Raw genomic sequence first — 23,317 nt, forward strand, 5'->3', positions numbered from 1 at the left:
GGCGCGGGGCGGCGCGGGGCGGCGCGGGGCGGCGCGGGGCGGCGCGGGGCGGCGCGGGGCGGCGCGGGGCGGCGCGGGGCGGGGCGGCCCGCAGGGCGGCAAAAGCGAGGCCTCACGCTTCGCCGGCCGTCAGGCAATCAGCGCATCCGGTAGGCGGCAGGCGCGACGTATCGCGCTACAGACAAGCGGCGCCAGGGCCGACGACGCGGCCAGGCGGTGACCGCCCGCCCGGCGGCTCCGCGCCTGGCCACCACCGCCGCTGAAGGACCCGCGGCCCCGCGAGCCGCGACCAAGATCGCGCCGGTCAGGCAAGGCACATACCGCATTGCCCGCGCTCTGGCGGGGTGCTTTCGCTCGCAGCGAACGGGTTCCAAATTCGGTTGTGAGTGAGTCACTCACTCAGTTAGCCTTCCCTCCGTGATGACGTCGACCGCCGCCGGTGGGGGGCGGGCTCGGCCTCTGCCGCCTGAAGAGCGGCGGGCCGCGCTCGTGGCCGCTACCTTGCCTCTGGTTGTCCAGCACGGCACCAAGGTCACTACCAAGCAGATCGCCGAGGCCGCTGGGGTTGCTGAAGGCACGATTTTTCGTGTTTTTCCGGATAAGGAGACCCTGGTCAAGGAGGCCATCGCCACCGTTCTGGATCCGTTGCCTACCGTCGCCGCACTCAACAGTATCGATCTTGAACTGCCCGTTCGGGATCGGCTGGCCCAGGCCGTCGACATTCTGCGCAAGCGGTTGGAGACCGCGTTCGCTGTGATGTCTGCCCTGCGGATGGACGGGCCGCAGCATCACAAGGCCGAAGAGCGGCCCAGCCACCAGCCCATGCTCGACGCCATCGAGCGGGTCGTGGCGCCCGACGCCGGGGAATTTCGGTTGCCCGCGGCCGAGGTCGCGCGAATGCTCCGGCTGATCACTTTCGCCGGTACGCACCGGATCATCACCGACAACCACCCGCTCACCACCGACGAGGTCGTCGCCGTCCTGCTCGACGGTGTCCTGCGCCGCCCAGAAAACCCGGGGGAACGTTGCTGATCAGACTTCTGCGGCGCTTTCTGCGTCCGTACTCGAAACCGCTCCTGGCCGTTGTCGCCTTCCAGTTCGTCGGCACGATGGCCTCGCTCTACCTGCCCAGCCTCAACGCCGACATCATCGACAACGGCATCGCGCGCGGCGACACCGGCTACATCGTCCGCATCGGCGGCTGGATGCTGGCCGTGACCGTCGTGCAGATGGGCTGCTCGATCTGGGCCGTCTACTTCGGCGCGCGCACCGCGATGAGCTTCGGCCGCGACGTCCGGGGCGCGATCTTCCACCGGGTCGGCATGTTCTCCGCCCGCGAGGTCAACCACTTCGGCGCGCCATCGCTGATCACCCGCACCACCAACGACACGCAACAGGTGCAGATGCTCGTCGTGATGAGCGCGACGCTGCTCGTCACCGCCCCGATCACCGCGGTCGGCGGCGTCATCCTGGCCCTGCGCGAGGACGTCGGCCTGTCCTGGCTGATGCTCGTCTGCGTGCCGGTGCTGGCGATCGCCATCGGCCTGATCATCCGCCGGATGGTCCCCACGTTCCGCCGGATGCAGACCCGGATCGACGTGGTCAACCGGGTGCTGCGCGAGCAGATCACCGGCGTACGCGTGGTCCGCGCGTTCGTCCGCGAGCCCTTCGAGACCGACCGGTTCGACGACGCCAACGGCCAGTTGACCGGGACCGCGCTGCGCGCCGGCCGGCTGATGGCGCTGATCTTCCCCACCGTGATGCTCGTGCTGAACGTGTCGAGCGTCGGCGTGCTCTGGTTCGGCGCCAGCCGGGTCGACTCGGGCCAGATCGAGATCGGCGCGCTGACCGCGTTCCTCAACTACCTGGTGCTGATCCTGATGTCGGTCATGATGGCGACCTTCATGCTGATCATGGTGCCGCGCGCCGCGGTGGCCGCCGAGCGGATCACCGAGGTGCTCGAGACCGACAGCACCGTCGTGCCCGCGGCCGACCCGGTCAAGGAGGTCAGCCAGCGCGCCAGCCTGGAGTTCCGCGGCGTAACCTTCCAGTACCCGGGTGCCGCCGCGCCTGTCCTGCGCGACATCGACCTGACCGCGTCGGCCGGGCGGACAACGGCGATCATCGGGAGTACGGGCGCCGGCAAGACGACGCTGATCTCGATGGCGCCGCGGCTGTTCGACGCGACGGCCGGTGCCGTGCTGGTCGACGGGGTCGACGTCCGCGACCTCGACGCCGACCTGCTGTGGAGCAGGATCGGGCTGGTGCCGCAACGGCCCTACCTGTTCACCGGCACCGTGGCCAGCAACCTGCGCTACGGCAACCCGGACGCCACCGACGAGGAACTCTGGGCCGCGCTCGAGATCGCGCAGGCCAGGGACTTCGTCGAGGAGATGCCCGAGCGGCTCGACGCGCCGATCGCGCAGGGCGGCACCAACGTCTCGGGTGGCCAGCGGCAACGGCTGGCGATCGCCCGGGCGCTGGTCCGCCAACCCGAGATCTACCTGTTCGACGACTCGTTCTCCGCGCTCGACCTCGGCACCGACGCCCGGCTGCGGGCCGCGCTGCGGCCGGTGACGGCCGACGCCGCCGTCGTCGTGGTGGCCCAGCGGGTCTCCACGATCATCGACGCCGACGAGATCATCGTGCTCGAGGACGGCGCCGTCGTGGGCCGTGGGCGGCACGCCGAACTCCTGGAAACCTGCCCGACGTACGCGGAGATCGTCGAGTCCCAGCTCACCGTGGGAGCCGCAGCATGACCGCACCCGAGAAGCCCGCGAAGGCGACCCCCGGCCGGCTGCCCGCCGCCGGACGCCGGCCCGCCGGTGGTGGTCCACCGTGGATGTCGGCCGGCATGCCGACCGAGAAGTCCATGACGTTCGTACCGTCGGCGAAGCGCCTGTTGCGCCGGCTCTCCCCGTACCGTGCCCAGTTGTCCCTGGTCATCCTGCTCGCGGTGGCGAGCGTGGCGCTGTCGGTGATCGGCCCGAAGATCCTCGGTCACGCGACCGACGTGATCTTCCGCGGCGTGCTGGGTCGGCGGCTGCCGGCCGGCACCACGCTCGAGCAGGCCGCCGCGGCCGCGCGCGCCTCCGGCCAGAACAACTTCGCGGAACTGCTGCTCAAGACGCGGCCGATCCCGGGTGTCGGCATCGACTTCCACCAGCTCGGCCGGATCCTGATGCTCGTGCTGGGCATCTACGTGGTGGCCAGCGTGCTCGGCTGGCTGCAGGGCTGGGTGCTCAACGGTGTCGTGCAGAGCGCGACCCGCAAGCTGCGCGCCGACGTCGAGGACAAGCTCAACCGGCTGCCACTGCCCTACTTCGACAAGCAGCCGCGCGGTGAGCTGCTCAGCCGGGTCACCAACGACATCGACAACGTCTCGCAGAGCCTGTCGCAGACGCTGTCGCAGCTGCTGACCTCGCTGCTCACCGTGATCGGCGTCGTCACGCTGATGTTCGTGATCTCGCCGCTGCTCGCGGTCGTCGCGCTCGTCGCCGTACCGCTGTCCGTGGTGGTCACGCAGCAGATCGGCAAGCGGTCGCAGAAGAAGTTCATCGCGCAGTGGACGCACACGGGCCGGCTCAACGCGCACATCGAGGAGGCGTTCACCGGCCACGAGATCGTCAAGGTCTTCGGCCGGCGGCGCGAGGTGGAAGCCGACTTCGAGACCAAGAACGACGAGCTGTTCAAGGCCGCGTTCGGCGCCCAGTTCATCTCCGGGATCATCATGCCGGCGATGTTCTTCATCGGGAACCTGAGCTACGTGGTGATCGCCGTGCTCGGCGGCCTGCGGGTGGCGTCGGGCTCGATGACGCTCGGCGACGTGCAGGCGTTCATCCAGTACTCGCGGCAGTTCACCCAACCGCTGACCCAGGTGGCGTCGATGGCCAACCTGCTGCAGTCGGGTGTCGCGTCGGCCGAGCGGGTGTTCGACCTGCTGGACGCCGACGAGCAGGTGCCGGACCCGTCGCCCGCCGTCGAGGTGAAGCAGCCGCACGGGCGGGTCGAGTTCGAGCACGTCTCGTTCCGCTACACGCCCGACAACCCGCTGATCGACGACCTGTCGCTGGTCGCCGAGCCGGGGCACACCGTGGCGATCGTCGGACCGACGGGGGCCGGCAAGACCACGCTGGTCAACCTGGTCATGCGGTTCTACGAGCTGGACGGCGGGCGGATCACGCTCGACGGCGTCGACATCACGACGATGAAGCGTTCGACGTTGCGCGGCGAGATCGGCATGGTCCTGCAGGACACGTGGCTGTTCGGGGGGACGATCCGGGACAACATCGCGTACGGGAATCCTGGCGCTTCGGATCGGGAGATCCAGGCGGCGGCCGAGGCGACGTTCGTGGACCGGTTCGTGCGCAGCCTGCCGGACGGCTACGACACGGTGATCGACGAGGAGGGCAGCAACGTCAGCGCGGGTGAGCGGCAGCTCATCACGATCGCGCGGGCGTTCCTGTCGGATCCGTCGCTGCTGATCCTGGACGAGGCGACGAGCTCGGTCGACACGCGTACGGAGGCCTTGCTGCAACGGGCCATGGCGGCACTGCGGTCCGACCGCACGAGCTTCGTGATCGCGCACCGGCTCTCCACTATCCGCGACGCGCACCTGATCCTGGTGATGGAGAAGGGCAGGATCGTCGAGCAGGGTACGCACGAGGAACTGCTGTTGGCCGGTGGCGCGTACCGGCGGCTGCATGACGCGCAGTTCACCCAGGCGGCGGTTGACCTTGATTCCGGGTCCGCCGACGGGGGAATCGCGCTCGCGGGGGCACCGGCACAACGCTAGGGTCCCTCGCATGATTCACGTGGAACAGGCGACGGCGGCTCACCGCCAGCAGGTGGTCGAGACCGTCGTCGCCGCGTTCGACCAGGATCCGGCGTTCCGCTACTTCTTCCGCGACCCCGTGACCAGGGACGCCGAGGCGGCCGAGTTCGCCGGGCACCTGTTCGACATGCGCGTCGGACCGGGGACGACCTGGGTCGTCGAGGGCGGGCTGTCGCTCGCGATGTGGGACTCGCCCGCGGGGTGGTCCGACAACCCTGAGCCCAAGTTGACTGTCTCCGACGACGCGCTGGCTCGGCTCGACGACTATCACCGGGCAGTCCAGGGGTTGTTCCCGCGGCGGCCCGAACCGTTCTGGTACCTCGGTGTGCTCGCGACCCACCCGTCACAGGCGGGTCGCCGGTTTGGCCGCTCGGTGATGAAGCCGGGCCTGGCGGCGGCCGCCGCGGCCGGGTTGCCCGCCTACCTGGAGACGACCAACCCGGCGAACGTCGCGCTTTACGAGCGGGCCGGCTGGCGGGTGAGCGGCAGCACACACCTGGATGATCTTCCGATCTGGGTGCTCACCCAGTAACGTAGGCCTCTGCGAAGGGGAGTAGCTCCCAACGCGGTGGTCGACACACTGGCATCTCCGGACGCCCGGCCACCCGACCTCAGGCTTCCTGGGGTGAGCGAGACCTTCGACTACGGCAGTTGATCAATTGCCGGGTCGAAGTCTCGCGCTGTCCTCGACCCGGTGACCGCACCCGGGGAGGGTCTTTCCGTGTCAGGCTTCATGGCCGCACTCGCCATCAGTTTCGGCGTCATCTTCGTGGCCGAGTTGGGCGACAAGTCCCAGCTGATGGCGATGACGTTCGCGACGCGCTATCGCGCGCTGACGGTGCTGATCGGCATCACCGCGGCCACCGCGATCGTCCACCTGGTCTCGGTGGCGGTCGGGTACGGCCTGGGCGCCACGCTGCCCACCGACTGGATCAGCCTGGCGGCGGGCGTGGCGTTCCTGGCCTTCGCGGCGTGGACCCTACGGGGTGACTCGCTGACGGAGGAGGAGAAGTCGAAGGCGCAGCGGTCCGGCCGGTCGGCCGTGTTCGCCGTCGGTGGCGCCTTCTTCCTGGCGGAACTCGGTGACAAGACGATGCTGGCGACGATCACGCTGGCGACGCAGCACGGCTGGTTCGGGGTGTGGATCGGCTCGACGGTGGGCATGGTCGCGGCGGACGCGCTGGCGATCGTGGTCGGCCGCATGCTCGGGAAGCGGCTTCCGGAGAAGGCCATCAAGTGGGGTGCGGCCGCCCTGTTCGTCATCTTCGGCATCTGGCTGATCGCGGAGGCGCTGGTCGAGCTGGTCTGATGCCAAACGGGCGGAATCCGCCCGTTTGGCGTTTAGTTCCCGACGCCGAGGGTGGACATCCACGCCGACGGGTAGCGGTCGCCGCGGGCGGCGCCCGCCGGCACCGCCGCTTCGATCTCCGCGCGGTCGTCCGCGGTCAGCTTCAGCTCGATCGCGGGCAGGGCTTCGGTCAGGCGCTCACGGGTACGCGGGCCGACCAGCGGCACGATGTCGTCGCCTTGGGCGGCGACCCAGGCGATGGCCAACTGGGCCACGGTGCAGCCCTTGGCCTCGGCGACCCGGCGCAGCGCGTCGACCAGGGCCAGGTTGTGTTCGACGTTCCCGGCCGCGAAACGCGGGCTCAGGACGCGGTAGTCGCCCGGGCCGGCCGTGTGGCCGGCGGTCCAGTGGCCCGAGAGGAGGCCGCGGCCGAGGATCCCGTACGCGGTCAGCCCGATGCCCAGCTCCCGCAGCGTGGGCAGCACCTCCGCCTCGACCGCGCGGGACAGCAGCGAGTACTCGATCTGCAGGTCGGCGATCGGGTGCACGGCGTGGGCGCGTCGGATCGTCCGGGCGTCGACCTCGGAGAGGCCGATGTGTCGCACGTACCCGGCGTCGATCATCTCTTTGATCGCCCCGATCGTGTCCTCGATCGGGACCGTCGGGTCGAGCCGGGCCGGCCGGTAGATGTCGATGTGGTCGGTGCCGAGCCTGGTCAGGGAGTACGCGAGGAAGTTCCGGACGGCTTCGGGACGGCTGTCCTGCCCGGCGGCCTCGTGACCGGGCCCGCGCTGCTGGCCGAACTTGACGCTGAGCTGGTAGCTGTCCCGCGGGCTGCCGCGGAGGGCCTCGGCGAGGAGCAACTCGTTGTGGCCCATGCCGTAGAAGTCGCCGGTGTCGACCAGTGTGACGCCGGCGTCCAGGGCGGCGTGCACGGTCGCGATGGCTTCGGTGCGGTCGGCGGCCCCGTACGCGCCGGACATGCTCATCGCGCCGAGCCCGAGCGCGGAGACGGCCGGTCCGGTGGTGCCCAAGGTTCGTGTCTGCATGTGCTCCACGCTGCTTCTCCTCCGTGCGGCTGGGAAGGGAGCGTTCATCGTGGGAGTGCCGCTCCCTGGATCGGCGCGCGGGCCGCGAGGCAGCATGGGTTGATGCAGCGTGACCAGCTCGCCGACTTCCTGCGCCGGCGCCGCGAGGCGATCCGCCCGGCCGAGGTGGGGATCGCGGACGGCCCGCGCCGGCGCACCACCGGCCTGCGGCGCGAGGAGGTGGCGATGCTGGCGGGCATGTCGGTGGACTACGTCGTACGCCTCGAACAGGGCCGCAGCAGCCAGCCGTCGACCCAGTTGCTGGGCGCGCTGGCCCGGGCGCTGCGCCTGTCGGAGGACGAGCGCGACCACCTGTTCCGCCTGGCCGGACATCAGCCCGCGCCGGCGGACGGGGTGGCCCGCCTGGCCCGCGCCGGCTTGATTCGCCTGCTGGACCTGCTGGGCGATACGCCGGCGCTGGTCTTCTCCGATCTCGGCGAGGTGCTCGCCCAGAACCGGACCGCCGTCTTGTTGGGGGGCGACCTGACGGGGTTCTCGGGGGACCGGCGTTTTATCGCCTACCGGTGGTTTACTGATCCGGCCGCGCGGGCCGCTCACGATCCTGCGGACCAGTCGCGGCATGCCCGCGAGATCGTCGCGGACCTGCGCGCGGCCGCGGGCCGCCGATCGGGCGACCCGGTGGTGGAGGGCCTCGTCGCGCGGTTGCGGGCGGCGAGCCCGGAGTTCCGTGTTCTGTGGGCGGAGCACGAGGTGGCGGTGCGGCGCGCGGACCGCAAGACGTTCCTGCACCCACGAGTGGGCCGCCTGACGATGGACTGCGAAACGCTCGTGACGCCCGACCTGGGCCAACAACTCCTGGTCCTCACCCCGGCGGACACGGAGGCCCGGGAGCGCCTGGACCTGCTCCGCGTGCTGGGCACGGAAGACTTCCCGGCGGGCGATGCGCCCCTGCGGTGAGCGACGGCCTTCAGTCGGCGCTTTCGGTGTGGCGGCGGTAGCGGGCGTGGGTCGTGGTCAGGAGTGGGGCCGTGGCCGCCGCCAGGATGCCGCCGACCAGCGGCGCGACGATGAAAACCCAGAGTTGGCGTAAGGGTTCGCCGCCTTCGAAGATTGCCGGGCCCAGTGAGCGGGCCGGGTTGATCGAGGCGCCGTCCAAGGTGATCGCGGCCAGGTTGGTCGCCGCCAGGGCCAGGCCTATTGCCAAGCCGGCGAAGCCTGCTTGTTCCGAGCGGCTCGTCACCACCAGGACGACCAGGACCAGCAGGTAGGTCAGGACGATCTCCAGCAGGAACGTGACGCCCAGGTTGATGTGGGGGCCGTAGCTGTTCGTGGCCAGCGAGCCCGTCTGGTCCGTTACGCCTCCGTGGCGGGTGAGGATCCACAAGCCCAGGCCCGCCAACGTCGCGGCGCCGAACTGGGCCGTCCAGTAGCCCGCGGCGCCCAGCAGGGAGATCCGGCCGGCCAGCAGGGCGCCGATCGTCACCGCCGGGTTCACGTGGCAGCCCGAGATCGGGCCTATCGCGTAGACGAGGACCAGCAGGGTGAAGCCGAAGGTGAGGGCCACCGCGACCACGCCGCCGTCGGTGCGGGCGGCTACCGCGGAGCCGCGCCGAGGAAGACAAGCAACGACGAACTCCGCCGCGTGTCGCCTCAGCCCCGCCATGGGCCGAAACCTAGCGTCGAATACCGGCGGAACGCAGCAAAACGGACGATAGGGCGTCCTTGACCACCGCGGACGTGGCAGCGAAGCGGAGCGAGCGGTGTCTGGCGGGAGCGACGGTCGCGCCCACGGCGGACCCGAGCAAGAAAGATTGAAAGGGGCCCGCGCCGGCAACCGACGCGAGCCCTCCTCTCGAAACAAACAGCTATGCGGTGAAGCGGAGCTTCGCGCGTCGGGCGCGCAGGAAGAGCGCCGCACCCGCCGCGACCACGACCGCGCCGGTGCCCGCGATCAGCAGGGCCGGAGCGCCGGTCAGCGGCAGGCTGCCACCGTCGGAGCCCGTGCCGCCGCCCGTGCCGCCGCCGTTGTCGTTGCCGCCCGGCTTGAAGACCTTCTTCGCCTGGCCCAGGCGCATGAAGACCGTCTCGCCCGTCGCGTCCTCGACCCCGTCGTTGTCCGTGACCGCGAAGACCTCGCCGTTGCCCGCGATCGTCAGGCCCTCGACCTTGTCCTGCACCCAGCCGTTGTCCGCCTCGAGCAGCGGCAGCAGGTCGACCGCGAGCTTCTTCGAAACCGTCGGCAGGGGCGCAACACCGAGATCAGCCGGTACGTCGAACGTGTAGACCTTCTTGACCGTCGCCTTCAGGCCGCGCTGGTTGTCGCGCTCGATCACCGCGAAGGTGTCGTTGTCGACGGGTACGAGCTCGGACAGGCCGATCCAGGCACCCGCCGGCGCGGCGTCGAGCTGGTAGCCCAGCCACGCCCACTTCTTGTCGGCCACCGAGTAGCGGCCGATCCGGACCGTGCCCTTCGCGTCGCCCTTGAGCTCGCGCTGCACGGCGACCCAGACCTGCTCGCTGTTGCCGGCGCCGGTGATCGCCACGCCCTCGAGGCCGTTGCTCGTCACGTTCGCCGCGACGTCGGCCGGCAGCGGGATCTCCTCCTGCACCGCACCCTTCGCGTCGAGCCGGACGATCATGTTGGGCTTCGCGGCGGTGCCGTCGCCCTCGATCGCGATCCAGTAGCCGCCCGTGGCGCGGGCCGCGACACCCTCGGCGTCGTACCCGATCGGCTGGCCGCCCTTGGTGACCGTCAGCTCCGACTTGACCAGCGCCGGCTGCTGCGCCGTGTCGATCGTGAGCAGGCGGGTGGGGGTGTAGACGTTGTCGGTGATCGACACGACCTGGGCCGGCTGGCCCGGGACCGCGGACAGGCCGCTGAGCGCGCCCCAGGAGATAGGAGCCTTTTTCTGACCAGGCTCGTACGCCGAGCGGATGGTCGGGAACGCGCCCTTGTCCTTGCCGAACTTGAAGATCGTCACCGACGCGCGGATGCCGTCGTCGGGGAGGTCCTCCTCGCTGGAGACCACGAGCAGGTCGCGCGACGGCACGGTGGTGACGCCTTCGGGGCCGTTCGTGGTCGGCATGATCTGCAGGAACTCGGGGCTCTTCGGCTTGCTGACGTCGTACGCGGCGACGAAATTGCCACGCTCGGAGTTGACGAACAGCACCGGCTTGCCGCCGAACCTGCCGAACGCGACGCCCTCGGGCTCGGTGCCCTTCGCGTCCGAGCGGCCCTCGGGGTAGAGGCCGTGCGCGGCGGCGAGCCGGTCGAACGAGTTGCCGGCGTCGAAGATGACCTCGCCGTTGCGCTTCCAGATCGTGAAGCCGCGGGAGCCGCCCTCGTAGTCACCCTCGTTGGCGGTCGCGAACGTGTCGTCGTCGATCCAGGTGACGCCGTCGGGCTCGCGCTTGACGGTGACGCTGTCGTCCTGCGCGATCGTGCCGTCTTCCTCGGTGTCCACACCGGACAGCTTGACCTGGCCGGCGCTGAAGTCCTTGACGACCTTCTTCTTGGCCAGGTCGACGATCGCGATGTGGTTGTTCTCCTGGAGCGTGACGACCGCCTCGTCGCGGCTGTTGATCGACACGTACTCGGGCTCCGGGTCGCTCGGGGCGACCTTGGCGAGGCCCTTGAGGTCGACGCGGTTCAGCGTCCAGTTGGTGGGGTTCTTCTTGAGGTCGACGATCTGCAGGAAACCGGCGGGCTTCTGCGGGAGCTGGCCGTCGTTGAGGTCCTCGTCGCGCTCGTTCTCGATCGCGATGGCCGCGAACTTGCCGCTCGGCGCGACGGAGACGGAGTCGGGCTGGCCGCCGAGCGCGATCGTGCGTACCTCCTTGCGGGTGTTCAGGTCGATGACCACGAGCACGCCGGAGGTGTTGACGAAGTCCTCGCTGGTGTTGACGACCGCGAGCACGTAGTTCTGGTGGACCGCCACGGAGGTGGGCTCGCCGGGCAGCGCGAACGTGCCGAGCGGCTTCGGCTTGGCCGGGTCCGAGATGTCGGTGAAGCCGAGGCGCTTTCCGGGGCTGTCGGTGGAGATCACGGTCTTGCCGTCGGCGCTGACCGCGCTGATCTCGGCGACGGTCTCCTGGTCCTCGGCGCTGTTCAGATAGACCGGAAAGGTCGCGAGCCGGGCGAAGCCGGGGTCCTTGTCGGCCGGCGCGGCGAACGCGGCCTGCCCGACCATTGCCGGGACGGTTATGAGGCCGGCGACCATTGCGGTCCGGACGAACCGGCCGGTCGCGCGTGGAACGGGCATGCTGAAACTCCCTGGTTTAGCGGACGTGATCTGCTTAGTCGCCTGCTCTGGCTTTTACTCGTCCGGAAAACCAACGGGCGGTGTCGTACGGGATGCGGAATCGTTTGCCGGGTCGCTTTATGCCCGGCCTGGCGGTGGTCTGTCCGTCAAACGTGGAGTGCGTTTCTCAACCGGGCCCGGTCGAGGTCGGTGAGGTACACGGCGGTACCCGGCTGTTGACGCCAACTCGCGTCGAGCGTGCCGGCATCGACGGGATCGAAGCCGAGTTCGTCGACCAGTCCCTCGACGACGCGCTTGGCGGCGGTGTCGTCGCCGGCGACCGGGAGCGCGATTCGTTTCTCGCCGGCGGGCCTGCCGTTGCGGTCGAGGCGGGGTGCGCTGATGTTGTTGAACGCCTTGACGACGTGCACGTCCGCGGGGAGTTGCTCGGCGAGCCAGCGGCTCGAGGTGACCGCCCGGTCGATGAGCGGCTCGATCTCGCCGTCGCGTTCCGGGTAGTAGTTGATGGCGTCGACGACGATTTTCCCGCGAAAGGCGTCTTTCGGAAGATCGGCGACGGCGTACGTCGGAATGGCGAGGACGACCACATCGGCGCCTTCGGCCGCATCGGTCACGGTGGCGGCGACGGCACCGGTCTGATCCGCGAGGGGCCGCAGCGACTGTGGCCCACGCGAGTTCGCGACGGTGACGTCATGTCCGAGTTCGCGGAAACGCCGCGTGAGCGCACCGCCGACCTTGCCTGAGCCGACAATCCCGATCCTCATGCTGTTGCCTGCTTCCCGTTTCTGCCGCACTCACCCCTGTCGGATTTCGGCGTTTTCACTCCGCGTGATTAAGCCGGTCCGACGCCGGGTGATGGGACGTGTTCCCGATAGGTCCGTACGCCCCGATCTGGGAACGTTGTACCTGTCTTTCGAGGGTGTCGTTTCTCGCTGGGGGTAGGTGGCCGGCCTCCGCAGCTCGTCCCGGAGCTGCGGAGGCCGGCCGTGGCACTCTTTCTCAGATGAACATCGTCGGCATCGGGTACGAGGGACTGACCCTCCCTGATTTCCTTTCGCGGCTCCGTTCGCTGGACGCTTCGGCTGGTCTTGGCTATACGCACGTGCCCGCGTTGGGTAACCCGCCGTGGAACCAGGCGGGTTTCCGAAGTCCGGACGCGGCGTCGGCCCGCGCGGCGTACGCGGACCTGATGCCGATGTCGGCACTCACCGAGGTGGCTTTGCTCGCCTCGCACGAACGGATAGCGCTGCTCTGCTTCGAAGCGGACCAGTCCCACTGCCACCGCGACGTCATCCTGTCGGCACTGACGTGATCACCGTCGGAGTCGATCTGGCGGCTGCGGACGAGCGCTCGGGCTTGGCGGTCGTGACGTGGTCGGCAGGTCGCGCGGTGGTTTCGTCGCTGTCGGTCGGCGTCACCGACGCATCGATCGTGGCGGCTGTTCGTGGATCGGACAAGGCGGGTATCGACAGCCCATTGGGTTGGCCGTCGGCGTTCGTGTCGTTCGTGACCACACATCAGTCCGGCTCGGTGACGCCGCCATCATCTGGCGACGGTGCCGCGTGGCGGCGGCGGTTGGCGTACCGGATGACCGATGAGGTGGTCCGGTCGACGACGGGCTTGATCCCGATGAGCGTCTCCGCGGACCGCATCGGCCACGCCGCCTTCCGCGCAGCTGGGTTGCTGGCTCTGCTCTCTCCTTCTGGTGCACCTCTGTCCCGAGCCGGTGACGATGTGGTGGTGGAGGTCTATCCGGCGGCGTCGCTGTTCTGCTGGGGGTTGACCCATCGCGGCTACAAGCGTGCTGGCCTGGCGTCGGACCTGGTTTCCGCACTGTTGGAGTCGGCGCCCTGGCTCTCGCTCGGCCCGTTCGAGACGTTGTGCCGCCGCAGCCACGACGCGCTGGATGCGGTGGTGGCGGCCCTGGCCGCACGGGCGGCGGCGATCGGCCAAGCCAGCCGCCCGTCGCCGGCGCAACTGGCCGCCGCGACCACTGAAGGCTGGATCGCGTTGCCCACCGGACCGCTCGCCGACCTAATTCGGCAGACGCGGGTCGAAGATCGTTCCTAGCATCGTCAGCGTGAACCGAGCCGAACGGATCGCGGTCGCTCAGCAGACGCTCGAGGTGATCGCCGCGGGTGGGTATGCCCGCGACGACGGGTCCTGGGTGGACATCGCGGCTGCGACCGCCGCGGCGGTAAGCGGCACGACGTCATACCCGCCGCAGGCACCGCCACCGTCAGTGAGTGCTTCGCTGGGCAGCACGACCGAGATCACGGTGACCGACGAAACGACGATCACGGCCGCGCGGAGGCTGTCCGCGTCCGGGCTACGAACCGGCGCTCTGAACTTCGCGTCCGCCCGCCACCCCGGTGGGGGCTTCCGCACCGGAGCCCAGGCCCAGGAGGAGTCCCTGGCCCGCTCGTCAGCGCTGGTCGCCTGCCTCGAAGGCAACCCGATGTACGCCCACCACAACCGCGTCCGCGACCCGTTCTACAGCGACCACATGATCTTCAGCCCCGACGTCCCGTTCTTCCGCGACGACCCGGGCGCGCTGCTCAACGAGCCTTTCACCTGCTCGATCGTGACCAGCCCAGCAGTCAACGCGGCGGTGGTCCGCCGCCAGCACGCCGCTCGTGTCGCGGACATCGAGCCCACCATGCGCCACCGCGCGGCCCGCATCTTCGACGTGGCCGCCTACCACGGGTTAGAAGCACTCGTCCTCGGCGCCTGGGGATGCGGCGTCTTCGCCAACGATCCAACCCTGATCGCCGACATCTTTGCCCATGCCTTACGCACCGACTACCGCGGCTTGTTCCGCACGGTCACCTTCGCGGTGTACGACACGACCGCTGGCAAGCAAGTCGCTACGGCCTTCCGCGATTCGCTGACCTGATCGCGGCCTGGGCCTCCCCCTTGTCATCGGCGAAGTTCGTGGACAGCCACGTGTGCACGGCCTCTGGAGTGCCGTGGCCGTGACGGCGCAGGATATCGACGATGTCGCCACCACATATCAGCGCGATCGGGTGCTGGTCAGCACGGATTTCGCCATACGCCTGGTGGTGAAAGTACGAGGTCGTCACGAAGACACCAAAATTCCGGTGCCGGAGCCTAGAGATCAATCGCGAAATATCGGTGACCCCTACCGAGTTGGTCCGCGCGTAGCACTTAGCTTCCAGGGCAAAGTCGATGGCGATACGGTCGGCGGCCGGCCCAAGGTGATACACGCCAACTGCATCGCGACCGCCGTCGCGGCTGGCCCGAGTGACGTCGACCGCGCCGGTGGCCGGCGACATCATCCGCCAAAGCTCTACCGCGCACCGCTCGAACCCATGCGGGTTGGGCGCGAAGAACCGATGAATGGTCTCCAGCATTCGCTGGCCCGGCCCGTCGGAGGGCAGTTGCTCGTCGCGCGTGCGCACAACCTTGGTCGACGGTGCCACCAGCGGGTGGTAGGAGCGGCCATTCACCCACTCACGCCACGGTTTGGGGCACGCCTCGCCAAGCGGACTGCCACGGAGAACCTCGTCGAGCCAGCTACGGCGGATCACCGCCTGGTCCAGCACGGTGAACCGTGCCTGATAGTTCTGGAAACGCTTGCCTGCGGTGCTACGCCAGATCGCTTGTAGATCGTCGTTCGCAGTCAGCGTTGCCGCTCCAGGCGCGAGCAGACCGCGGAAGCGCACGTCCCGGCCGCCGCTACCCGCCTTCGCGAACAGCAGGATAGGCGGGACCTTCGCCCGGTCCGCGGCGCTCGCGTGGCAAGCAGCGAAGACATCCCGAAGCAGCATGTTGCCGCGCCGCCGGGTTACGTGCAGCTCTTGACCAGGACGGCGATTGTCGCCGTAGTAGGTGAACACCCCGGTCTGCTCGTCGAGTTCGTCGGGCCAGTCCGGCTCGAAGCCGGAGGTGTAAAGCACCGCCAGCCGTACGGTCTTGTCCAGGACCGAGCCCTTGTACCGGAACCCACCTTGGTTGCCGACCGGCAGCAGCCGGCCAAGGGGATCATCGGCCACCGAACCCGCGGACCCTCCACGATAGATGGCGTCCACCATGAGGTCGGCGTCGCTCAGCGCGTCGAAGGGCACATATAGCTCGGGGTCGTCCACAGCGGCACTATATGGCCAGCCGTCCTCGGACAAGATCACCAAGAGGCTCGTCCGCGACCAGCGAGAGATGCAGAAAAGCTCCCGAGCAGCAGCTCAGGAGCTTCATTGCGCGCCCGAAGGGACTCGAACCCCTAACCTTCTGATCCGTAGTCAGATGCTCTATCCGTTGAGCTACGGGCGCAGGTGCCACGCCAGCATACACGCTGGGTTTGGCGCGGAGACTCCGGGATTCGAACCCGGGAGGGGCGGTAAACCCCAACCGCATTAGCAGTGCGGCGCCATAGACCAGACTAGGCGAAGTCTCCTCGGTGGTCCGCCTGCAGACCACCGCCGGTCGAGGATACAGGGCTCTTGGTGGACCGGGCAAAGCGGCCTCTGGAGCGCGATCGAGGAGACTTGCGGCTCTGGCAACCTGTGAACCCCCAGTCGCGGGACTAGGCTGGCAAACCATGGGAACCGGTGCTACGGAGCCGGAGCCGCCGGCTGAACAGCGGCGGCCGCGGTCGCGGCCTGCGAAGGCCAACTTTGCCGCGCCGACCGAGCAGGACAAGCCTCGTACGCCGCCGCAGCCTCGGGTCGCCAAGCAACCCCCCGCGATGCTCTTTCAGGCGCCCGCTGATGTCCCGCCGACCCCGCCTGCGCCGCGGCCGGCTCGGGCGGCCGCATCCTCGCCGTCGAAGGATGGCGACAGTCCGTCTATAGGCGAGCCGGCCGAGGGTGGAGCCGCTCCGGTGACGGACGCCACAAATACGAAGACGCCTCGGCCGCGGAAGAAGTCCGCCCAGAAGTCGTCAGACACAGACGCGCCAGCTGGCGCGACGCCGGCTACGGCCTCGCCGCCGGCCAAGGCCGCAGCCCCCGCTACGAGGAAGCCGGCCGCCACCGAGGCGCCTCTCGCTGCCGACGCTCCGCCCGCCACCGCGAAGCCGGCTACGGCCACGCCGCCGGCCAAGGCCGCTGCGCCCGCCGCTAGGAAGCCGGAGGCCAAGGACGCGGCGACGCCCGCTGCGACCGGCACCGCGAAGCCGGCAGGTGAGTCCGCGGCGCCGACCGACGGCACAGCGACCGCCAGCGCGAGGCCAACAGCCCCGGATTCGCCGTCGCCCAAGCCCGCATCCCCAGGCAACCCGGGATCGCCTGCCGCGGTGTCTTCGGGTACGGACGCGAAGCCCACCGACTCGGCGTCGCCAACGACGCCGCGGCAGGCTGGGCGGACCGCCAGCTCCGAGGAGCCGGTCAAGGCAGCCGCGGCCCCGGACAAGAAGGCCGCTCCGGCGAAGCGGGCTCCCGCTGCACGGAAGAGCAGCGACGAGCCGGACGCCGTGAAGGATCCGGCGCCTGGCGACGCCGCACCCCCGACCAAGGCGCCTCGGCCGCGCAAGAAGGCGATCTCCGCCGAAGCCGAAGCCGAAGCTGGAACCGCGACAACGACTCCGCGAGCCAGGAAGGCCGCGGCCAAGAAGGCGGCGCCCGCCCCGAAGAAAGACCCGGAGGAAGCGGTGTCGACCACCGATCAGAGCCCTGACACCGCCGCCGTGGCCCAGCTCGACACGGCGAGCCCGGCCACAAGCGCGCCAGCCGCGACGCCCACCACGCACGAGCCCAGGACGGCGCCGGTCACCAGCGCCCCCGCCGCCGGCGGCGCGGAGGTCGCCCGCTCCCTCACCCGCCTCCCAGAACAAGCAGCCATCGCCGCCGTCAAGCGGTTCGCCCCGCAAGCCGAGGTCTGGGCCCAGGAGATCCGCGCCACCTACCCCACCGCCACCCCCGACGCCCTCGCCCGGCTCGCTCAGCGCCGCTTCACCCGCAAGGCCACCCTCGCCGGCGCGATGGTCAGCTTCGCCAACGGCTGGTCCGCCCCCGCCGACCTCGCCGCCACCGGGTGGGCCAACGCCGAGCTCGTCGCCCACATCGCCGCCGCCTACGGCAAGCAGGCCACGCCCGAGGACATTCTGGTCCTGACCGGTATCCACCAGGACCACGAGTCCGCCGCGGCCGCGATCAACCAGGAGCCCGGTCACAGCGCCAGCCGCGCGCCCATCACGGCCGCGAGCAGGACCGCCACCTGGGCCGCGCTGAAACTCCTCGCCCGGGCCTGGCCGGGCATCGCCCTCGCCGGTGGCGCCGCGGCCGCGAGCCTCAACTCGGAGCGGGTCGCCGCCCGCGCGATCCAGCGGTTCAGAGCCAGCTGAACCACTCGCGCGGCAGCAGCGCGTACCCGACAAAAGCCACCACATCCAGCAGCGTGTGCGCCACCACCAGCGGCAGCACGCGCTTCGTCCGGATGAAGAACAGCGCGAAGACGACCCCCATCACGGCGTTGCCGATGAAGCCGCCGAAACCCTGATAAAGGTGGTACGAGCCGCGCAGCACCGCGGACGCCGCGATCACCCACGGCAGCCGCCAGCCGAGTTCGCGCAGCCGCGTGACCAGGTAACCGACGACGATGATCTCTTCCAGAATGGCGTTCTGCAGCGCTGACAGGATCAAGACCGGGACGGCCCACCACACCGGCGGCAGCGCGGCCGGGACCAGGTTGGCGTTGATGCCCAGAGCGGACGCCGCCCAGACCAGGCCCAGGCCCGGCAGCCCGATCGCCGCCCCCAGCGCCACCCCCCAGCCAAGATCGAACCAGGGCCGCCGAACATCCAGACCCAGCAGCGACCGCGGCGACCGCAGCAGATACAGCGCCAGGGCCACGGGTACGAGGGCGAACAGGATCCCGAGCAACTGGTACGTCAGATCCAGGTACGGCCGCACCGACTGCGACGGGTTCAGCGTGGCCGTCTGCTGCGACAGCGGCTGTGACGCCGTCAGTCGGGCCACGATCGTGACCAGCGAGTAGACAGCCGACTGGCCCAGCGAGAGACCCAGGACGATCAAGATCTCCGGGCGCAGGCGCCTGTCGTCCCGAACCACCGGGTCCTGCGAAGGCGAGAGATCGACTGCCACGCGCTAACTGTGCCGGATGAACCTGGGCGCGCGCATCAAGCCAGCGGACCTTGGTCGGCGAACCACGCCTGATCAACGCGTACCCGCACCCAGCAGGCAGCGTCAGGCGACGCCTGAGCCGGCGCGCCGGCCGGGGAAGCCAGGTGCGGCGGCGCGAACGCCACCACAGACGCCGTGCCCGACACGTGCAGACCCGTACGTTCCCGCAGGAGGTCGAGGAACAGCAGCCGTACCGGCCCGGAGATCGGCGAGACCCGCGGCTCCGGCCAGGTGATCAAACGCCGCGACGGCGCCTGGACGAACCCGGGGACACCCCGACACGCCGTGCGCCCGCCGCGCGCCGCGGTGACGAAGACCATCTCCTGCGCCGAGATGAACCCGACCATGCGGTCGTCGAGCCGCGCACGTGGCGGGTCCACCGTTGCGGGCGCACTCGATCGCCGACCGGCGGCCCGCCGGCTACGAGCGAACGACCCTGATGGGGCCGGGATGACGGTGCGCTCCATGCGAACTCCAGAACCGATTGCGACCAGCCGGAACGCGCAGCGCCTTACCACACGCGGTTCAGAGTTCCACAACGAGTGATCCATAGACAGGGTGGGATCGCGTTCGTCGCACATTCTGTGCGATGGACCTCGACGCAGAGTGCTCACGCTGGTCAGACGTGCACAGCGCGACCACACACACCCTGATCAACCAGAGGCACGGCGGGCCGGGTGGAGGCCAAGGCGCGTCAGACAAGCGAAAAGGGCGTCAATGGGGAACCTTTCACGGCTACTGAAGGAAAGCTGGACCCTCGTCGAGGAGCAGCAGGACAAGGTCGCCGGTTACTTCTACGCACGCATTTTCCTGTCCAACCCGCACTTGCGGAACCTGTTCCCGGTGACCATGGACGTGCAGCGGGCGCGTCTGCTCGGCGCCATCGTCACGGCCGTGCAGTCGCTCGACGACCCCGACCGGTTCGAGGAATACCTGCGGCAGCTCGGAAAGGACCACCGCAAGTTCCACGTGGAACCGGAGCACTACGACGTGGTCGGCGGTGCCCTGCTGGAGGCCCTGCGCACCTTCGCCGGCGAGGCCTGGAGCATCGAGTACGACCAGGCCTGGGGCGACGCGTACAACGTGATCGCCAAGAAGATGATCGCCGGCGCCGAGGCCGACACGAACCCGGCGTACTGGCACGCCGAGGTGCTCACCCACGAGCGCCGCGCCAAGGACATCGCGGTGATCACGTGCCGGCCGCTGCAATATCCGCTCGAGTTCCGCGCCGGCCAGTACGTCAGCGTCGAGGCACCGCGCTACCAGCCCCGCCTTTGGCGCACGTACTCGATGGCCAACGCCCCCAACAAGGAGGGCACGATCGAGTTCCACGTGCGCGCGCTGGGCGCCGGCTGGGTGTCGAGCGCCCTGGTCCGCCGCGTCCAGGTCGGCGACCTGCTCCGGGTCGCGGCGCCGATGGGCACGATGTCCCTCGACCGCAAGTCGACCCGCGACATCGTCTGCGTCGCCGGCGGCACCGGCCTCGCTCCGATCAAGGCGCTGATCGAGGAGCTGACCCGCTACAACCGCACGCGCTGGGTGCACGTGTTCTTCGGCGCCAAGGACCGCGACGACCTGTACGACCTACCGGAGCTCAACAAGCTGGCGGCCCGCTACCCGTGGCTGTCGGTGGTGCCGGCCTGCAGCGACGACAAGAACTTCGTCGGCGAACAGGGCAACGTCGGCGACGTGGTGGCCCGCTACGGCCCCTGGGGCGACCACGACTTCTTCGTCTCGGGCTCGTCCTCAATGGTCAAGAACACCCTGCGTACGCTGGCCGAGCTCAAGGTCCCCGCGGTCCGCATCAAGTACGACACCTTCGGCGACATCTAGCCGCAGAAGGCACATCGCAGCTCCGCGAATGGAACGCCGACACGCCGCAAATCGAAAGTTTGCTCGTCGCAGATCGAAAAACGGCCTAGCCTGATCGGGTGCCCACGACCCGGCTCGTGCCACGGCGGGCAGCGGCCCAGGTGAGCGCCGCGCTCGCCGACACCCGCGTGGTCCTGATCAGCGGGGCACGCCAGGTCGGCAAGAGCACGCTCGTCCGGCTGGTCGCCCAGGACCGCCTCGCCGAGCGCCGAGATCTGGACAGGGCGCAGGACCGGGCGGCGGCCCTCGCTGATCCGGTCGGCTTCGTCGACACGACCGAGCTGATGGCGATCGACGAGATCCAGCGCGCGCCGGAACTGCTGCTGGCCATCAAGGCATCCGTCGACGAAGATCCACGTCCCGGCCGCTACCTCCTCACCGGCTCCTCCCGGCTGTTCGGGATGGTCGCCGCCCCGGACGCGCTGCCGGGCCGCATGGAAACCGTCGAACTCTGGCCGTTCTCGCAGGGGGAGTTGGACGGCACGCCGGACGGCTTCGTGGACGCCGTCTTCGCGTCCGGCCCCGACGTCGCGCACGAGTCGACGGTCACCCGTGCCGACTACGCCGCCCGGATCGTCCGCGGCGGGCTCCCGGAAGCCACCGGACGCGATGACCCCCAGCGCCGCGCACGTTTCTTCGACGGATACGTCCAGGCCCTGATCGACCGCGACGTCCGCCAGCTCTCCGACATCCACCGCAAGGCCGAACTGCGCACGCTCGTACGCCTGCTCGCCGCGAGGTCGGCAACCACGATCGCGGCCAACTCGCTGGAGCGGGAACTCGGGCTGAGCCGGCCCACGGTCGCCCGCTACCTGCGCGCCCTCGAGGAGATCTTCCTCGTCAAGCGCGTCCCGGGCTGGTCGCGCAACCTCGGCACCCGGGCCACGGCGGCCCCGAAGCTCGTCTTCGTCGACTCAGGCATTGCCGCCAACGAACTCGCGATCGAGGCGCGGTCGCTGCTCCGCCCCGGTGCGCCCTTCGGGCCGCTGCTCGAGTCCTTCGTCCTCTCCGAGATAGCGCGGCAGCTGACCTGGTCCAGCCAACCGGTCGAGCTCTCGCACTACCGCGACCACAGCAAGTTCGAGGTCGACGCGGTGCTCGAGAACCGGTCCGGCCGGGTCGTCGGCGTCGAGGTGAAGGCGGCGTCGACCGTCGGACCGGACGACTTCCGGGGCCTGCGCCGGCTGGCCGAACGGCTGGGTGACGACTTCGTCACCGGCGTCGTCCTCTACACGGGCACCTCGACCCTGCCGTTCGGGGACAAGCTCCGCGCGATCCCCATCAGCGCGCTCTGGCAGGTTCAGTAGCTCCAGGGCACCCCGGACTCGCGGTATTCGGTGATCGGGACCAGCGGCGCTCCCGGTGGCATGCGCGAGTCGTAGAGGCGGCCCTCCAGATGGTCGATCTCGTGTGCCACCAGCCGGGCCAGGCCGCGCTCGAAGGTCGTCAGGCGGCGCGACCCGTTCCAGTCGGCGTGCTCGACCACTAGGCGCAGCGCCCGGGGCACCAGGCCGCGGACGTCGAAGAAGGACAGGCAGCCCTCGTAGCGCTCGTCCGACTCCGGTGACGCGTCGACCACCCGCGGGTTGACCAGCACCAGCGGCTCGGCGGCCGGGTCGGGTGGGCGGACCACCGCGATCGCGACCGAGAGGCCTACCTGCGGCGCCGCCAGGCCCACGCCCTTGCTGAAGATGTGCATCTCCTCGATGCGTTCGAGGGCCGCGAACAGCCGGTCGACGACGTCCCGGCCCGCGGCCGCGTCCGACGGCAGGCGCAGCGGGACCGCCGGGTGCGCGAGCAGGGCACTGCCCCGCTGCACGACGCCGACCGACCGCATCCGCTCGCTCGGTGCCCGCGGCGCCTGCCGCTGCGCCGGCACGATCGCCGGGCGGGCCGGCTCCCACAGCTTCCGGCCGTTGGTGCCCAGCGACCCGGACACGGCCCGGAAGCGCCATTCCAGCCGGTACCGGGCGTTCAGCGTCGGCGCGTCCGTCGTCCACTCGAACAGCGTGCGGTCGCCCTCCGCGCGCCGGGCCACGGGCGTACGCAGCGGTGCCTCCTCCGCCGACAGCGACGTCTCCACGCCCCAGACCTGCGCGTCCAGCGCGGTCGGGAAGTCGAGGCGCACCGTCAGGCGCCGGGTGGGCAGGCGGACGGCCCGCTGGAACCAACGACCCCACTTCTCCGGGCTCACCGTGTACGCGTACTCGATGGTGACCCTCTCCCCGGGATAGAGCGGGAACCGGCCGTTCTCGTTCTCGAAGAGCAGCCACACCTCTTTGAACGCGTCCCGGTCGTGCTTCTTGCGCCACTCCATCGGCTCGCGCGCCGGCGGGTCGTCGCACCAGGCCCGCAGGTCGAGCTCCTCGAACGTCAGCGGGTGGTCGCGGTGGTGCTTGTTGGACAGCTCCGGGTCCTCGGGGTAGCGGTCGACGGCGACCCGCACCAGGTAGCGGGTGACCGGCTCCTTGCCCGCGTTGTAGAGCGAGCGGCGGACGACCGTCCGGTAGGCGTCGTCGACGAACTCGAGCGTGGCGACCTCGTGCTCGACGATCAACCCGGTGCCGGGCGGCATCCACTGCTCGGGCACCGGCGGGTCGCGCTGCGGCTGGCCGGCGCCGCGGGCGTGCCGCAGCTCGTCGTAGTCCTGGAAGCGCAGCCAGATCGCGCCGCCGGCGCTGAGCACGGCCTCGGCGCGGCGGGCGAAATCTTCGGTGGGGCGGTGGCGGCGGCCCTCGACGTGGCTGACGTACGACGGGTCGAAGCCCATCTGCGTGGCCAGCTGCTTCTTCGTCAGGCCGCGTTCTACCCGCCAGCGCGACAGCTCGGCCGCGAACGACTCGGCGGCGCGTTCTATCGGCGAGATTGGTGAAGTCGGCGGCGGTGGGCTCGGCATCACGCATCCCTTTTGG

The 23,317-nt window shown here is 69.8% G+C and carries 21 protein-coding genes and 2 tRNA genes; 12 read left to right on the top strand and 11 right to left on the bottom strand.

Features of this window, described 5'->3' with window-relative positions:
* The first annotated feature begins 420 nt into the window (after positions 1–420).
* The 5 genes from Asi02nite_RS02665 (at position 421) to Asi02nite_RS02685 (ending at position 6,143) form a co-directional block, all read left to right on the top strand.
* The gene (locus tag Asi02nite_RS02665) at positions 421–1,032 is read left to right on the top strand and encodes a TetR/AcrR family transcriptional regulator (RefSeq protein ID WP_239126440.1); all 612 of its coding nucleotides are present in this window, start codon (positions 421–423) and stop codon (positions 1,030–1,032) included.
* Positions 1,026–2,759, top strand: a complete 1,734-nt coding sequence (locus Asi02nite_RS02670) for an ABC transporter ATP-binding protein (RefSeq protein WP_203710502.1) — start codon at positions 1,026–1,028, stop codon at positions 2,757–2,759. Before Asi02nite_RS02665 ends, Asi02nite_RS02670 begins: the two co-directional genes overlap by 7 nt.
* Positions 2,756–4,795, top strand: coding sequence for an ABC transporter ATP-binding protein (locus Asi02nite_RS02675; RefSeq protein WP_203710503.1), 2,040 nt, complete (start codon positions 2,756–2,758; stop codon positions 4,793–4,795). The genes Asi02nite_RS02670 and Asi02nite_RS02675 overlap by 4 nt, the downstream gene beginning before the upstream one ends.
* 10 nt (positions 4,796–4,805) lie before the next feature.
* Positions 4,806–5,366, top strand: a complete 561-nt coding sequence (locus tag Asi02nite_RS02680) for a GNAT family N-acetyltransferase (RefSeq protein ID WP_203710504.1) — start codon at positions 4,806–4,808, stop codon at positions 5,364–5,366.
* A 189-nt stretch (positions 5,367–5,555) separates the two neighbouring features.
* Positions 5,556–6,143 (top strand): TMEM165/GDT1 family protein, encoded by a 588-nt coding sequence (locus Asi02nite_RS02685; protein ID WP_203710505.1) that lies wholly within the window; start codon positions 5,556–5,558, stop codon positions 6,141–6,143.
* A gap of 32 nt (positions 6,144–6,175) precedes the next feature.
* On the opposite strand, the gene Asi02nite_RS02690 is transcribed toward Asi02nite_RS02685, so the two are convergent.
* Positions 6,176–7,171, bottom strand: a complete 996-nt coding sequence (locus Asi02nite_RS02690; protein ID WP_203710506.1) for an aldo/keto reductase — start codon at positions 7,169–7,171, stop codon at positions 6,176–6,178.
* A gap of 102 nt (positions 7,172–7,273) precedes the next feature.
* Between Asi02nite_RS02690 and Asi02nite_RS02695 the strand changes: the two genes are divergently transcribed.
* Positions 7,274–8,128 (top strand): helix-turn-helix transcriptional regulator, encoded by an 855-nt coding sequence (locus tag Asi02nite_RS02695; RefSeq protein ID WP_203710507.1) that lies wholly within the window; start codon positions 7,274–7,276, stop codon positions 8,126–8,128.
* A gap of 10 nt (positions 8,129–8,138) precedes the next feature.
* Here Asi02nite_RS02695 and Asi02nite_RS02700 read toward each other — a convergent pair whose 3' ends face one another.
* From Asi02nite_RS02700 to Asi02nite_RS02710, 3 genes are all read right to left on the bottom strand, one after another.
* Complete coding sequence (locus Asi02nite_RS02700) at positions 8,139–8,834, bottom strand: MIP/aquaporin family protein (protein ID WP_203710508.1); 696 nt, start codon at positions 8,832–8,834, stop codon at positions 8,139–8,141.
* Between the two features lie 202 nt (positions 8,835–9,036).
* Entirely contained in the window at positions 9,037–11,433 is a 2,397-nt protein-coding gene (locus tag Asi02nite_RS02705; RefSeq protein WP_203710509.1) for an esterase-like activity of phytase family protein, read from the bottom strand.
* 146 nt (positions 11,434–11,579) lie between these two features.
* Entirely contained in the window at positions 11,580–12,197 is a 618-nt protein-coding gene (locus Asi02nite_RS02710) for an NADPH-dependent F420 reductase (protein WP_203710510.1), read from the bottom strand.
* A gap of 239 nt (positions 12,198–12,436) precedes the next feature.
* On the opposite strand from Asi02nite_RS02710, the gene Asi02nite_RS02715 reads away from it, so the two are divergent.
* The 3 genes from Asi02nite_RS02715 to Asi02nite_RS02725 are packed head-to-tail and all read left to right on the top strand — an operon-like array spanning position 12,437 to position 14,329.
* A complete protein-coding gene (locus Asi02nite_RS02715) occupies positions 12,437–12,745 on the top strand; it encodes a DUF488 domain-containing protein (protein ID WP_203710511.1) in 309 nt (102 codons plus the stop codon).
* On the top strand, positions 12,742–13,503 hold the full coding sequence (locus Asi02nite_RS02720) for a DUF429 domain-containing protein (protein WP_203710512.1): 762 nt from the start codon (positions 12,742–12,744) through the stop codon (positions 13,501–13,503). The genes Asi02nite_RS02715 and Asi02nite_RS02720 overlap by 4 nt, the downstream gene beginning before the upstream one ends.
* Positions 13,504–13,513: 10 nt before the next feature.
* Positions 13,514–14,329 carry a TIGR02452 family protein gene (locus Asi02nite_RS02725; protein ID WP_203710513.1) on the top strand — a complete coding sequence of 272 codons (816 nt, stop codon included), beginning with the start codon at positions 13,514–13,516 and terminating at the stop codon, positions 14,327–14,329.
* Here Asi02nite_RS02725 and Asi02nite_RS02730 read toward each other — a convergent pair.
* The 4 genes from Asi02nite_RS02730 to Asi02nite_RS02745 form a co-directional block, all read right to left on the bottom strand.
* Positions 14,301–15,542 carry a restriction endonuclease gene (locus Asi02nite_RS02730; RefSeq protein ID WP_203710514.1) on the bottom strand — a complete coding sequence of 414 codons (1,242 nt, stop codon included), beginning with the start codon at positions 15,540–15,542 and terminating at the stop codon, positions 14,301–14,303. The genes Asi02nite_RS02725 and Asi02nite_RS02730 overlap by 29 nt on opposite strands.
* A gap of 108 nt (positions 15,543–15,650) precedes the next feature.
* A tRNA-Arg gene (locus Asi02nite_RS02735) sits at positions 15,651–15,723 on the bottom strand.
* A 34-nt stretch (positions 15,724–15,757) separates the two neighbouring features.
* A tRNA-Ser gene (locus tag Asi02nite_RS02740) sits at positions 15,758–15,847 on the bottom strand.
* 299 nt (positions 15,848–16,146) lie between these two features.
* A complete protein-coding gene (locus Asi02nite_RS02745) occupies positions 16,147–16,650 on the bottom strand; it encodes a hypothetical protein (protein WP_203710515.1) in 504 nt (167 codons plus the stop codon).
* A gap of 391 nt (positions 16,651–17,041) precedes the next feature.
* On the opposite strand from Asi02nite_RS02745, the gene Asi02nite_RS42245 reads away from it, so the two are divergent.
* Positions 17,042–17,734, top strand: coding sequence for a hypothetical protein (locus tag Asi02nite_RS42245; RefSeq protein WP_203710516.1), 693 nt, complete (start codon positions 17,042–17,044; stop codon positions 17,732–17,734).
* On the opposite strand, the gene Asi02nite_RS02755 is transcribed toward Asi02nite_RS42245, so the two are convergent.
* The gene (locus tag Asi02nite_RS02755) at positions 17,721–18,461 is read right to left on the bottom strand and encodes a CPBP family intramembrane glutamic endopeptidase (protein ID WP_203710682.1); all 741 of its coding nucleotides are present in this window, start codon (positions 18,459–18,461) and stop codon (positions 17,721–17,723) included. The genes Asi02nite_RS42245 and Asi02nite_RS02755 overlap by 14 nt on opposite strands.
* Before the next feature lie 68 nt (positions 18,462–18,529).
* On the bottom strand, positions 18,530–18,913 hold the full coding sequence (locus tag Asi02nite_RS02760) for a hypothetical protein (protein WP_203710517.1): 384 nt from the start codon (positions 18,911–18,913) through the stop codon (positions 18,530–18,532).
* A 337-nt stretch (positions 18,914–19,250) separates the two neighbouring features.
* Here Asi02nite_RS02760 and Asi02nite_RS02765 point away from each other — a divergent pair, with 337 nt between their 5' ends.
* Together Asi02nite_RS02765 and Asi02nite_RS02770 are read left to right on the top strand one after the other, a co-directional pair.
* On the top strand, positions 19,251–20,366 hold the full coding sequence (locus Asi02nite_RS02765; protein WP_203710518.1) for a globin domain-containing protein: 1,116 nt from the start codon (positions 19,251–19,253) through the stop codon (positions 20,364–20,366).
* Positions 20,367–20,464: 98 nt separating this feature from the next.
* Positions 20,465–21,712, top strand: coding sequence for an ATP-binding protein (locus Asi02nite_RS02770; RefSeq protein WP_203710519.1), 1,248 nt, complete (start codon positions 20,465–20,467; stop codon positions 21,710–21,712).
* On the opposite strand, the gene Asi02nite_RS02775 is transcribed toward Asi02nite_RS02770, so the two are convergent.
* Positions 21,706–23,301 carry a peptide deformylase gene (locus tag Asi02nite_RS02775; RefSeq protein WP_203710520.1) on the bottom strand — a complete coding sequence of 532 codons (1,596 nt, stop codon included), beginning with the start codon at positions 23,299–23,301 and terminating at the stop codon, positions 21,706–21,708. The genes Asi02nite_RS02770 and Asi02nite_RS02775 overlap by 7 nt on opposite strands.
* Between the last annotated feature and the right edge of the window lie 16 nt (positions 23,302–23,317).

The organism is Asanoa siamensis (genome assembly GCF_016862555.1).
Classification (GTDB): Bacteria; Actinomycetota; Actinomycetes; order Mycobacteriales; family Micromonosporaceae; genus Asanoa; species Asanoa siamensis.